Annotated in this window: 10 protein-coding genes; 5 read left to right on the top strand and 5 right to left on the bottom strand. The window is 62.0% G+C overall.

Annotation, left to right across the window (positions count from 1 at the left end):
• Window positions 1-32 precede the first annotated feature (32 nt).
• The 4 genes from VFB05_RS00910 (at window position 33) to VFB05_RS00895 (ending at window position 5,332) form a co-directional block, all read left to right on the top strand.
• Complete coding sequence (locus VFB05_RS00910; protein WP_325007775.1) at window positions 33-1,220, top strand: pyridoxal-phosphate-dependent aminotransferase family protein; 1,188 nt, start codon at window positions 33-35, stop codon at window positions 1,218-1,220.
• A 129-nt stretch (window positions 1,221-1,349) separates the two neighbouring features.
• Window positions 1,350-2,411, top strand: coding sequence for an ABC transporter ATP-binding protein (locus VFB05_RS00905; protein WP_325007773.1), 1,062 nt, complete (start codon window positions 1,350-1,352; stop codon window positions 2,409-2,411).
• A 12-nt stretch (window positions 2,412-2,423) separates the two neighbouring features.
• Window positions 2,424-3,488 carry an ABC transporter substrate-binding protein gene (locus tag VFB05_RS00900; RefSeq protein WP_325007770.1) on the top strand — a complete coding sequence of 355 codons (1,065 nt, stop codon included), beginning with the start codon at window positions 2,424-2,426 and terminating at the stop codon, window positions 3,486-3,488.
• Between the two features lie 113 nt (window positions 3,489-3,601).
• Window positions 3,602-5,332 (top strand): iron ABC transporter permease, encoded by a 1,731-nt coding sequence (locus VFB05_RS00895; protein ID WP_325007768.1) that lies wholly within the window; start codon window positions 3,602-3,604, stop codon window positions 5,330-5,332.
• Here the strand turns inward: VFB05_RS00895 and VFB05_RS00890 are convergent.
• The 3 genes from VFB05_RS00890 to VFB05_RS00880 are packed head-to-tail and all read right to left on the bottom strand — an operon-like array spanning window position 5,329 to window position 8,569.
• On the bottom strand, window positions 5,329-5,979 hold the full coding sequence (locus VFB05_RS00890) for a glutathione S-transferase family protein (protein ID WP_325007766.1): 651 nt from the start codon (window positions 5,977-5,979) through the stop codon (window positions 5,329-5,331). The two genes, VFB05_RS00895 and VFB05_RS00890, sit on opposite strands and share 4 nt — an antisense overlap.
• Window positions 5,976-7,133, bottom strand: a complete 1,158-nt coding sequence (locus VFB05_RS00885; protein WP_325007764.1) for a hypothetical protein — start codon at window positions 7,131-7,133, stop codon at window positions 5,976-5,978. The genes VFB05_RS00890 and VFB05_RS00885 overlap by 4 nt, the downstream gene beginning before the upstream one ends.
• Window positions 7,133-8,569, bottom strand: coding sequence for an MBOAT family protein (locus VFB05_RS00880; RefSeq protein WP_325007762.1), 1,437 nt, complete (start codon window positions 8,567-8,569; stop codon window positions 7,133-7,135). The genes VFB05_RS00885 and VFB05_RS00880 overlap by 1 nt, the downstream gene beginning before the upstream one ends.
• Before the next feature lie 309 nt (window positions 8,570-8,878).
• On the opposite strand from VFB05_RS00880, the gene VFB05_RS00875 reads away from it, so the two are divergent.
• Window positions 8,879-10,981 (top strand): S9 family peptidase, encoded by a 2,103-nt coding sequence (locus VFB05_RS00875; RefSeq protein ID WP_325007760.1) that lies wholly within the window; start codon window positions 8,879-8,881, stop codon window positions 10,979-10,981.
• A gap of 134 nt (window positions 10,982-11,115) precedes the next feature.
• On the opposite strand, the gene VFB05_RS00870 is transcribed toward VFB05_RS00875, so the two are convergent.
• Window positions 11,116-11,835, bottom strand: a complete 720-nt coding sequence (locus tag VFB05_RS00870; protein WP_325007759.1) for a ribonuclease activity regulator RraA — start codon at window positions 11,833-11,835, stop codon at window positions 11,116-11,118.
• A 9-nt stretch (window positions 11,836-11,844) separates the two neighbouring features.
• Window positions 11,845-13,245, bottom strand: a 1,401-nt coding sequence (locus VFB05_RS00865; RefSeq protein WP_325007757.1) for a dihydroxy-acid dehydratase, incomplete at its 5' end; no start/stop codon positions are given.

Genomic DNA, 13,245 nt, shown 5'->3' with positions numbered 1-13,245 from the left:
TGGTCCTGAAATCGAACAGAGGAATCACGAAAATGGCCGTTGCCGCGGGCCGGGAATTCCTGGCGATCCCCGGACCCACCACCATGCCGGACGAGGTGCTGCAGGCGATGCATCGTCCGGCACTCGACATCTATTCCGAGGAGATGGTGGATCTGACCCAGGGTCTGCTGCGCGACCTCTCCAGCCTGTTCGCCACCAAAGGCAAATCCTACATCTACATCGCCAACGGCCATGGCGCCTGGGAGGCGGTGCTCTCTAACGTGCTGTCGCGCGGCGACAAGATTCTGGTGCTGGAGAGCGGACGATTTGCGATCAACTGGGGCAACGCCGCGGAAGCCATGGGCGCCGAAGTCGAAGTGCTCAAGGGCGACTGGCGCCGCGCCATTCGCGTCGCCGAGGTCGAAGCGCGCCTGCGGCAGGACAAGGAGCACAAGATCAAGGCGATCCTGGCCGTCCAGATCGACACCGCCTCCGGCGCAGTCAACGACATCGAAGCCATCGGCAAGGCGATCAAGGCGAGCGGCCACCCCGCGCTGTATCTGGTCGATACCGTCGCCTCACTCGGCTGCATGCCGTTCGAGATGGACGCCTGGGGCATCGATGTCGCGATGTCCGGTTCGCAGAAGGGCCTGATGACGCCGCCCGGTCTGGGGTTTTGCGCCGTCAACGACCGCGCGCAGCAGGCGCACAAGAAGGCGAACATGCGCACGCCCTATTGGGACTGGACCGAGCGCGACATGGCGGAGAATTACCGGGTCTATGGCGGCACCGCCCCGATTCATCTGTTGTTCGCGCTCCGCAAAGCCATCGACATGATCAACGCGGAAGGCCTTGAAAATGCCTTCCTGCGTCATCGATTGCTTGCCGAAGCCGTGCGGCGCGCCGTGTCGGCGTGGTCCGAGGGACAGGTCGTCAACTTCAACATCGCAGAGGCAGCCGAGCGCTCGAACACCGTCACAACGGTGCTGGTGGGCGACGGCTATCGCGCGGCCGATCTTCAGCGCTACTGCAAGGAGAAATGCGGCGTGGTGCTGGGCACCGGGATCGGCGAATTGGCCGGCCAGGCGTTCCGCATCGCCCATATGGGCCATGTCAACGCGCCGATGATTCTTGGCACCCTCGGCGTGATCGAGGTCGGACTTCAGGCGCTCGGCATTCCTCACGGCAAAGGCGGCGTCGAGGCGGCGATCGGCTATCTCGGCGACAACGTTCCGGCCTGACGCAAATCTGACCTGTTGAAGGCTTTCCGGCCGCCCCGCATTCGTGCATAAGCTTATCTGTCGATAAATAAGCGGCGCCTGTTCCGGTCGTGGCGGAACGCGCGAACCAGCGAACGGGGAGTGAAGCGGTTGGCTTCGGTTGAATTGCGCGACCTCACCAAGCGGTTTGGTCCGGTGACGGTCGTTGATAACGTCGCGCTCAAGATCGATCACGGGCAACTGGTCTGCCTTCTTGGCCCGTCCGGCTGCGGCAAGACGACGACGCTGCGGCTGATCGCGGGATTTCTGGAACCGACATCCGGCGAAATCCGCGTCGGCGACCGTCTGGTGTCGTCGGCCGCGCGCACCTTGCCGCCTGAACAACGCAAGATGTCGATGATCTTCCAGAGCTACGCGCTGTGGCCGCACATGACGGTCGCCGAAAACATCACTTATGGCCTGCGCTTGCGGAAGCTGGATCGCGACACCATCGCCAGGAAGCTGAAGCTGATCCTGCAAACCACCAAGCTCGAAATCCTGGCCGAGCGCTATCCCGGTGAATTGTCCGGCGGCCAGCAGCAACGCGTTGCGCTGGCACGCGCGCTCGTTGTCGAGCCGGAAACCTTGCTGCTCGACGAACCGCTTTCGAACCTCGATGCCAATTTGCGCGAGGAGATGCGCTTCGAAATTCGCCGCCTGCACGATGAATACCGCTACACGACCGTTTACGTCACCCATGACCAGTCCGAGGCGATGACGACGGCCGATCTCATTGCGGTGATGAACGGCGGCAAGATCGATCAGCTCGGCACGCCGGAAGACATCTACGACCGGCCGCAATCGGAATTCGTCGCGCGCTTCATCGGCTCCAGCAATGTGATCAAGGGTGTCGCACGCGACGAGAACCACATCGCGTTTTCCGGCGCGACCTTGCGCGTGGTGGGCGCAAAGCTCACAGCCGATCAGGACGCGGCCGTCGCCATCCGCCAGCATGACATCGAGCTGTCGACCAGCGCCCCTAGCTCGAGCGAGAACACATTGAAGGCGACCGTGACGCGGCAGGTGTTTCTTGGCGCCAACCGCGACTATGTGCTTGAGACGTCCGACGGCACGAGCTTGCGCGCAGTCACCTCGCCGCAGTCAGCTTTTTCTCCCGGCACGCAGGTGTGGCTGACCTTGCCGCCCGAGCGCTGCCGCGCGCTGAGCCGATAGACGAGGACGAGAATGGCGCGACGAAACCTGTCGAGGCGCGATGCGATCAAGGGATCGGCTGCGCTCGGTTTCTCGCTTTTTGCCGCGCCTGTAAGAGCGGCGGCCCCCGAACCCGTCGCCATCACGCCGCAACTGATCGAGGCGGCCAAGCGCGAAGGCAAGGTCGTGCTCTATTCCGCGATGGATCTGCCGGTCGGCGAAAAACTCGGCAATGCCTTTCAGGCGCAATTTCCCGGCGTCGAGGTGCAGATCGAGCGCTCCGGCTCGGAGCGGCTGTTCCAGCGGATCGCGCAGGAATTCTCTTCCAGCATCCACGCCGCCGACGTGATCACCACGGCCGATGCCTCCCATGTGATCTCATGGAAGCGCAACGGCTGGCTCGCGCCTTTCGTCCCCGACGACGTCGCGAAATATTTTCCGGATCAATATCGCGACGGCGATGGCATGTCGGCGACTTCGCGCATCTGGCTCTCGTCGATTGCCTGCAACAGCAACCTGGTCAAAGCTTCCGAGGCGCCCACGAGCTTCGCCGACCTGCTTGATATCAGGTGGGCCGGCAAGATGGTGAAGGGACACCCGGCCTATAGCGGCACCATCATGACGGCGACATTCCAGATCGTTCGCGAGCTCGGCTGGGACTATCTGGAAAGACTCGCGAAGCAACGCGTGATGCAGGTGCAGTCATCGACCGATCCGCCGAAGAAGCTTGCGCTCGGCGAACGCGCCATCATGGCGGATGGCAACGACTATAATGTCGTGCTGCTGAAGGAGGCCGGCCAGCCGGTCGAGCCGATCTATCCAGCCGAGGGCACGCCGACCATTTCAGGCGCCACGGCGATCTTTGCCTCAGCGCCGCATCCGAATGCTGCGCGACTGTTCCAGGCCTGGCTGCACACGCGGCAGACCCAGCAATTCTTCACGGACTATACCGCGCAATATTCCGCGCATACGCAGGTGACGCCGAAGGCTGGCCGCCGCAAGATTTCGGATATCAAATTGATGAAGGAAGATGCGGCCGGTGTCGAGAAGATGACGGATGAAATCAAGATGCGCTATGCGCGGCTGTTTAGGGTGTAGATATCCCCTCACGGTGAGGAGGCGCATTCACGCCGTCTCGAACCATGAGGCCATTATGTGCGGCCATCCTTCGAGACGCGGCTTCGCCGCTCCTCAGGATGAGGAAGAATAGAGTGACGGACAGGATGACCATCGCGAGCGACATCTCCACCCCCAGAGCCAGGATCGATTGGACCAAGCCGGTGCTGTGGCTGTTCGCGGCCGTCATGATCGTTTTGATCGTGTTGCCGATGTCGTGGCTCTTGATCTACAGCGTCACCGACAAGGCGCATCACGTGACGTTGCAGAACTTCGTCACGCTGTTCACCGATCCCGATTTCCTCGATCCGCTGGTCACGACCGCGATCATTGCGACCAGTTCGGCCGTCATCTGCTGTCTGATCGCAGCGCCGATGGGATGGCTGGTGTCACGCACCGACATGCCGGGCCGGCAATTCATTCGCGCGCTCGTCACCGCGTCGTTCGTGACACCGCCGTTCCTCGGCGCCGTTGCCTGGGAGTTGCTCGCCGCGCCGAATAGCGGCTTGCTCAATCAGCTGTTTCGCTTTGTGACCGGCGCGGAAAGCGACGAGCATCTGTTCGACATCTATTCGCTGCCGGGCATTATCTTCGTCATCTCCTGCTACACTTTCCCGTTTGTGTTCGTGCTGGTCGCGAATGCGCTCGACAATATGCCGGGCGAACTGGAAGACGCCTCCGCCATCCTCGGCGGCCGTGCCTGGACCACGGCGCGGCGCATTACGATCCCGCTGGCGTTGCCTGCCATTGTCGCGGGCGCACTGATCGCATTTTTGCAGGCCATGACGCTGTTCGGCTCGCCTGCGATTCTGGCGCTGCCGGCCGGCTTCCACACCATGACCACCAAGATCTGGAGCCTGTTCCAGTATCCGCCCAAGCTCGAACTCGCGGCGGCTGCCGCGGTGCCGCTGCTGGTCCTGACCATTCTCTTGTTGCAGGGACAAAAGTTCCTGCTCGGACGGCGCGGCTTCTCGGTGCTCGGCGGCAAGTATGGCGCGCCGCGCCGCGTCGAGATGAAGACATGGCGCTGGGCCGCGCTCGCCTTCTGTCTTTTGATGCTGCTCAACCCGGTGTTCCTGCCCTATTTCGCGTTGTTCAACGCAGCGTTCTCGCCAAACGCGACGACGCTGGTGACGCCCTCGACCTTCACGCTGCACAACATCGTGTTTGTATTCACCGAGCTGTCGTCGACCCAGCTTGCGTTGAAGAACACCGTGATCCTCGGCACGGCGACGGCGACGATCGGCACGCTGCTCGCGCTCGTGATCGCATATGTCACGACGCGAAAGGTGATCGCAAGCCATCGCGTGCTGGGATTTCTCGCCACCGCGCCGGTTGCGGTGCCCGGCATCGTGCTCGGCGTCGGCCTCTTCCTGAGCTACACGCGCCCGCCGTTCGTGCTCTACGGCACGCTCTGGATCCTCTTGATCGCGTTTCTGACCATCAACCTGCCGTCCGCCTACCAGCAATTGCAGGCGGCATTCGCCACCGTCCATCCCGAGCTCGAGGAAGCAAGCCGCATTCTCGGCGCGAGCCGGCTGCAGGCGCTGCGCCAGATCACCGCGCCGCTGCTGCGCACCGGCGTCATCGCAACCTGGTGCTTTATCTTCATCGGCGTGATGCGTGAACTATCGGCCGCGATCGTTTTGTTCACTTCGCAAACCAAGGTGATCAGCGTTTTGATCTTCGATCTCAACGAAAGTGGCGACCTCGGCGCGATCTCCGTGCTCGGCATCGCGATGCTGCTCATCACCTTCGCGGTGGTACTCGCCGTCAACCGGATTCCGATGTTCGGCGGCAATGCCGGCGCGCGGCTGCGGACTTAAGGTAGCGGCTTGCGGGTGTTGTCGGCCAATTGAGCCGCGAAAGCCCTGACGGAGGCAGGCCGCGTTTCACTGCGAGCGAGATAGGCCGCGAGGTTGGGGTATTCGCCGAGCATCCCCGATGATTTCAGCCTGAGCAGCACCGACGCCATCATCAGATCGCCCGCACTGAAAGCGCCATCGAGCCAGTCGGCGTCGCCCAGCCGGATGGAAAGTTGCTTAAGCCGGTTGCGAACGCGATCTTCGACCAGGGGCAAGCGCTGATCGTGCCAGGGCCTGTCGCTTTCCAGGAGCTTGGCGGTTGCAAGTTCAAGGATCGGCGGCTCCATGGTGTTGACCGCGGCGAACATCCAGGTAATCGCGCGCGCCCGGGCATTGGCGTCATCCGGCAGAAGGCCCGCATGACGCTCCGCGATATGGAAGATGATCGCCCCTGTCTCGAACAGCACGAGATCGCCTTCCTCATAAGTCGGAATCTGGCCGAACGGATGACGAGCCAGATGCGCGGGCTCCTTCATCGCACGAAACGAGACAGGGCGAACCACGTAGGGTTGGCCGACTTCCTCAAGCGCCCAGCGAACGCGCGTATCACGCGCCAGTCCCCTGCCGCCATCGGGTGACCGTTCAAAGGCGGTAATGGTGATGGTCATCGCGAGGCTCCTCCTTGGCCGAAATCATCGGTCAATGCGTCCTGACCCTCGCTCACCAGCCGATACGCCTCAACCTGCGCCTTGAGCTGGTCGAGGTATTCGGTCGGCCTGGCGCGATCGACGCGATATTTTCCTTGCGCGAGCCACTGCAGAACCTTCAGGTCGATGTCGGGCGAGTGATGGATCACGTCGGAATAGTTGTTGAGATCGTGGGTGACTTCCTTGATCGCGCGAAAATCGAACAGCCGAACGTTTGGAAAATCCATCAAGCGCCGGCAGAGATAGGCTGAGAATTCATCAACGCTGGTCAGCGTCTCCGGCGAGGTCTCGCGCAAGGCCAGCCATTGCAGAATCGAATAAGGCGGCAAATAGATATCGAAGGTCACATCGGGATGGGATTTGATCAGCCCGATCGCGTCGCGCTCGAACACGCGGACCTTCATGTCGTAGTCGGTGTCGTCGAGCAGATATTTTCTGCGAGCGGGATCGGTGATGTAGCGGTAGGCGGCCATCGCCCGTGCGGCGTTGTAACGTGCGCCGACATCTTCGCCTGCCTGCAGCGTATTGATGTCGTCGACATCGGAAATCGGGAACTTGAGCAGCGTTTCGCTCGTCAGCGACTTGAGGATCGGCTTGAAGGCCGGGATCGATTGCGCTGCAATCCACACCGACACTCGCGCCATCTCGCCACTGAAGAGATAAGAGGCAATGCCCTTCGGGCCTCCTCGATAAAGGTCGGCCGGCAGATACGTATTGGCATCGATGTCAGGCGTATCGTGAAACACCCAGTCGTCGACTTCCCAGATCACGCGCCTGGGCTTACGGGCCATGGCTGCGTCGAGCACGAAAACCTGTTCGCGTGAGCTTGAACCCGTCATCGACAGCTTGAGCGATTTGACGCCGAGGATGCGGTCGATGTCGCTCTGGCGAAAATGGATCGCAAGCGACGTTCCCATGAAAAGCGTGTCGAACGTCTGGCTCCTGATCAGGCCGGCATTCTGCAAGCGGCTGTCCGGCGAATAGACGGCCGTAAACTGCCGCGAGGCGCGGAAAATCTGCAAAGGATCGACCGTAAAATTGAGCGCCGCCGCCGCCAGCATGATCAGCACGCTGGCCACGAAAAAGCGAAGGAGGTCTTTGAGCGGACTGTTCATCAGAACCGGAAATAGATGAATTCGCTGTGTTGCTGGATCCCGAGCACGCCGAACGCGAACGCCGCCGCGCCGCCGTAAAGCAGAAGCGGCCGCACTTGCCATGGACCGATATTTTCGCCGACCAACCTGTTCTTGTGGTCGTAACCTGTGATCTCCTGCGTATTCGGTGCGAACCAGGCGATCGCGGCATAAACCGCTATCAACAGGCCTTGGACCATCTCGGTTCGGCCGAACACGATCTGGCCGGGATCGGCCATCCGCGACAACAGCGACAGCGCCGAGGCGAGGCTATCGGCGCGGAAGAACACCCAGGCGACGACCACCGCGAGGAATGTCAGGAGAAATGCGGCGACGCCGGCGGGGCGCTGCAAGCGCGCCGGGATCGGCGGGCCATAATTGATCCAGGCGTGATTGATGCAGAGGTACAGGCCATGCAGCGCGCCCCAGATCACGAACGTCCACGCAGCGCCGTGCCAGAGACCGCCGAGCAGCATCGTGATCATCAGGTTGGTGTAGCGAAGAAGCGAGCCGTGCCGGTTGCCGCCGAGCGGGATGTAGAGATAGTCGCGCAGGAATTGCGACAGCGTCATGTGCCAGCGGCGCCAGAAGTCGATGATGCTTGTCGCCTTGTAGGGCGAGTTGAAATTCAAGGGGAGAAAAATGCCAAACATCAACGAGATTCCGATCGCCATATCGGAATAACCGGAGAAGTCGAAGTAGAGCTGAAAGGTATAGGCGAGCGCGCCGATCCAGGCCTGATCGAACGACGGCGATGCCTGATGGAAGGCGAGCGCGACGAGCGGCTGAATGCCGTCAGCGAGTCCTGTCTTTTTGAACAAGCCGATTCCGAAAATGATCAGGCCATAGAGGATCAGCCGCGGATTCGGCCTTTTTGAATCGTTCGATTCAAACTGCGGAATCATGTCGCGGTGATGCAGGATCGGGCCTGCGATCAGATGCGGGAAATACGTCACGAACAGTGCGTAATGCGGCAGCGCATAATGAGCGACCTTGCCCCGGTAGGCATCGACCAGGAAGGCGATCTGGGTAAAGGTGTAAAATGAGATGCCGACTGGCAGCAGGATGTTGACCGCGAAGGAGGTCGAAAACAGCGTGTCGATATTCGAAAGCACGAAGCCCGCATATTTGAAGACGCCGAGCGTCAAAAGGTCACCCGCGACGCCCGCCACAAGCACGGCAAACCGCCGACCCTCGCGCAAGTTACGCGAGATCAAGAGCCAGCCAATGACATAGTTGAACGCGATCGACGCCAGCAATAGCGCCACGAACGGCCAGTTGCTGAAGGAATAGAAAACCAGCGAGGCAAGCGCGAGCCATATCACCGGCGCCGTTGGACCGAGACGATTGGCCGCAAAATAGCCGAGCAGGACGGCCGGCAAAAAGACGAAAATGAAGGGGTAGGAGTTAAAAAGCATCAGAACGCAAGCCTAACCATACAAGCCGGCTGTCAACAAGCCGCGCAGAAACCGTCATTCCGGGGCGCGGCGAAGCAAGCGAACTATGGTGCGCAATTGCGCACCTGAGAATCCATTTGACAGCGGTTTGCGCGGCCTAATGGATTCCGGGCCTGCGCCTTCCGCGCAAAATAGCTCGCTATTTTGTCGCGTCGGCGCATCCCGGAATGACGACCCCACAATAGTCGACGCAACCGACGCATCTGGCAATCCACCTGAGCTAACCCGATATGATCCGTGACCTGTGCAGCACCTGAAGTGAGAACCCGAATGGACCAAAAGAGCTCCCTGACGCCGCCGATTGCGCCGCGCCGCCCGCATTCCTTCACCACCCACGGTGTCACGGTCGTCGACGATTATGCGTGGCTAAAGGATGAGAAATGGCAGGAGGTGCTGCGTGATCCGTCCATTCTGGACCCCGATATCCGCAAATATCTCGAAGCGGAGAACGCCTACACCGAGAGCCTGCTTGGCCACACGACCTCCTTGCAGAAACAGCTCGTGAAGGAGATGCGCGGGCGCATCAAGGAGGACGATTCCAGCGTCCCCTCGCCCGATGGCCCCTATGCCTACATGCGCAAGTTCCGCGAGGGCGGACAGCATGAGCTGTTTGGCCGCACCCCGCGCGACGGCGGCGAGGCCGAGATCATTCTCGATGGCGACGAGCTCGCGGCCGCCCACGACTATTTCAAGTTCGGTGGCGCGCGGCATTCGCCCGATCATCGGCTTCAGGCCTGGAGCGCCGACACCAAGGGTTCCGAATATTTTTCGATCCGGGTTCGCGACTGGACGAGCAAGAAGGATCTGGACGACGTCGTCGAAGAAAGCGAGGGCTCGGTGGTATGGAGCGCGGACTCAAGCGCGTTCTTCTACGTGAAGCTCGACGATAATCACCGTCCCATGCAGGTCTGGCGTCATCGGCTCGGCACCAGCCAATCCGACGATCTTCTGGTCTATGAAGAGAAAGACGCCGGCTGGTTCACCAACATCCACGAAAGCGCGAGCAGCCGGTACTGCGTGATTGCCGGCGGCGACCACGAAACCTCGGAACAGCGGCTGGTCGATCTTTCAGACCCGAAGGCAACACCGCGGCTGGTCGCCGCGCGCCAGCAAGGCGTGCAATACTCGGTCAACGACCGCGGCGATCAACTGTTCATTCTCACCAATGCCGACGGCGCCATCGACTTCAAGATCATGACCGCGCCGCTCAATGCGCCCGAGCGCACCAACTGGCGCGACCTGATCCCCTATCGCGAAGGCATCTATGTGCTCGACGTCGAGTTGTTCGCGGGCCACATGGTGCGGCTGGAACGCGCCAATGCGCTGCCCGCGATTGTCATCCGCGATCTCGACAGCGGCGGCGAACACGCGATTGCCTTTGACGAGGCCGCCTACTCGCTCGACACCATGGGCTCCTACGAGTTCGAGACGACAAACCTGCGTTTCTCCTATTCTTCGATGACGACGCCGTCGGAAGTCTACGACTACGACATGGCGAAGCGGACGCGGACCTTGCGCAAGCGCCAGGAGATTCCCTCGGGTCACAACCCGGCCGACTATGTGACGACCCGCATCATGGCGAAGTCGCATGATGGCGCCGAAGTACCGGTCTCGATCCTGCATCGCCGCGATCTGAAGCGCGACGGCTCGGCGCCGTTGTTGCTCTATGGCTACGGCTCCTACGGCATGGCAATGCCGGCGTCGTTTTCGGCCAACCGGCTGTCACTGGTCGATCGCGGCTTTGTCTACGCGATCGCGCATATCCGCGGCGGCGCCGACAAGGGCTGGGGCTGGTACCTCGACGGCAAGCGCGCCAGGAAGACGAACACGTTCGATGATTTCGCCGCCAGCGCCCACGCGCTGATTGCGGAGAAGTACACGTCAGCCAAGCGCATCGTCGGCCATGGCGGTTCCGCCGGCGGCATGCTGATGGGCGCGGTCGCCAACCGCGCCGGCGAGTTGTTCGCGGGCATCGTCGCCGAGGTGCCCTTTGTCGACGTGCTCAACACCATGCTCGATCACTCGCTGCCGCTGACGCCGCCGGAATGGCCGGAATGGGGCAACCCGACCGAGAGCGCGACCGATTTCAAGACCATCCTGTCCTATTCGCCCTACGACAACGTCGCGGCGAAGAGCTACCCGGCGATCCTGGCGATGGGCGGGCTCACCGATCCGCGCGTCACATACTGGGAGCCGGCGAAGTGGATCGCGCGGCTGCGCGCAACCATGACCGGCGGCGGTCCTGTTCTCCTGCGCACCAACATGGGCGCCGGTCACGGCGGCGCATCGGGGCGCTTCAACCGGCTCGACGAAGTCGCGATTGCCTATGCCTTTGCGCTGTGGGCGGTGGGGAAGGCGGAGGCGGACGTGTAATCGGTCTCGTTTCCCGGACGCAGCGCATCACGAAGTGAAGCGACGCTGATCCGGGATCCACGGCATCATGGCCCCCCGGATCTGCAGCGCATCGTTTCACGCTGCGCTGCGTCCGGGGAACGGAGAGAAGCGAGCTACCTTCCCTTCTCCTTCCGCCATGCGGCGAAATCGGCTGACGTCTGCTCGTCGGTCGCGGGATAAAGCCCGAGGATCGATTTGCCCTTCTGCACCTGTTCGGTGACGAAATCCTCGAACGCGGTCATCTCGACCGCCTCGTTCGCAATTTCATCCGCAAGATGCGCGGGGATCACGATCACGCCGTCACTGTCGCCAAGGATGACGTCGCCGGGAAACACCGGCGCATCGCCGCAGCCGATCGGCACGTTGATCTCGATCGCCTGATGCAGCGTGAGGTTCGTCGGCGCGCTGGGACGATGGTGGTAAGCGGGAAAGCCGAGTTTGGCGATTTCAGCCGAATCGCGGAAGCCGCCGTCGGTGATGACGCCGGCAACGCCACGCTTCATCAGCCGCGTCACGAGAATGGCGCCGGCCGACGCCGCGCGCGCATCTTTCCGGCTGTCCATCACCAGCACCGCGCCCGGCGGACAGTCTTCCACCGCCTTGCGCTGCGGGTGGCTGCGATCACGAAACACCTCGATCTTGTTGAGATCCTCGCGCGCCGGCATGTAGCGCAGCGTGAAGGCTTCGCCGACCAGCACCGGCTGATCGCTGCCTAACGGATGCACATCCTGAATCATCTGGATGCGAAAGCCACGCTTGAACAGCGCGGTCGCCACCGTCGCGGTGGAGACGGTCTTCAGCTTGTTGCGAGTGGCGTCGGAGAGTTTGGACATGGTGCTACCTTAGAAAATCGAAGGCTCGCCGACCGGCTTGCCGAACGCGGTTTCAAGAAAGTCGAAGTCGCAGCCTTCGTTGGCCTGCTTGATGTGCTTCGTGAACATCCAGCCATAGCCGCGCTCGAACCGCGTCTCCGGTTGCTTCCATTCGGCGCGGCGCTTGTTCAATTCGGTCTCGGATACATCGAGATTGATGGTGCGCGCGGCGACGTCGAGCGTGATCTTGTCGCCGGTCTTCACCAGCGCCAAGGGCCCGCCGATATAGGATTCCGGCGAGACGTGGAGAATGCAGGCGCCATAGCTGGTGCCGCTCATGCGCGCATCCGACAGCCGCACCATGTCGCGCACGCCCTGCTTCACCAGTTTGGTCGGGATCGGCAGCATGCCCCATTCCGGCATGCCGGGTCCGCCTTGCGGCCCGGCATTGCGCAGGATCAGCACATGATCGGCGCTGACCTCGAGCGCGGGATCGTCGATCGCCTTTTTCATGGACGGGTAATCGTCGAACACCAGCGCCGGCCCGGTGTGCCTGAGGAAGCGCGGATCGCACGCGGAAGGCTTTATGACACAGCCGTCGGGCGCGAGATTGCCCTTGAGCACCGCAAGCGCGCCTTCCCTGTAGATCGGATTCTCCACCGTGCGGATCACGTCGTCATTATAGACCTCGGCGCGCGCGATGTTGTCACCGAGCGTCCGGCCCGTGACCGTGAGGCAATCGAGATGCAGATGCTGCCTGATCCGGCTCATCAGGCCGGGCAGGCCGCCGGCGTAGAAAAAATCCTCCATCAGATAGGTGTCGCCGGAGGGCCGCACATTGGCGATGACCGGCACCTTGCGGCTCGCCGTCTCGAAATCGTCGAGGGTGATGTCCTGCCCGGCACGGCGCGCTTGCGCGATCAGATGGATGATCGCATTGGTCGAGCAGCCCATCGCCATCGCGACCGTGATTGCGTTCTCGAACGCTTTGCGCGTCTGGATCTGCTTCGGCGTCAGATCCTCCCACACCATCTCGACAATGCGGCGGCCGCATTCGCTCGCCATGCGGATGTGGCCGGCATCGGCGGCGGGAATCGAGGACGCGCCCGGCAAGGTCATGCCGATCGATTCGGCGATCGCGGTCATGGTGGAGGCCGTGCCCATGGTCATGCAGGTGCCGTAGCTGCGCGCGATGCCGGCCTCGACATCGACCCAGTCCTTGTCGGGAATCTTTCCGGCGCGGCGCTCGTCCCAGTATTTCCAGGCGTCCGAGCCGGAGCCCAGCACCTTGCCTTTCCAGTTACCGCGCAGCATCGGACCCGCGGGGAGGTAGATCGCCGGGTAACCGGCGCTGGTGGCGCCGAGCAACAACCCCGGGGTGGTCTTGTCGCAGCCGCCCATCAGCACCACCCCATCAACGGGGTGGCCACG

It is taken from the genome of Bradyrhizobium sp. (assembly GCF_035652035.1).
Taxonomy (GTDB): domain Bacteria; phylum Pseudomonadota; class Alphaproteobacteria; order Rhizobiales; family Xanthobacteraceae; genus Bradyrhizobium.
The sequence above is the reverse complement of the archived record's forward strand: the minus strand, read 5'-3'. Positions and strand labels throughout refer to the sequence as shown.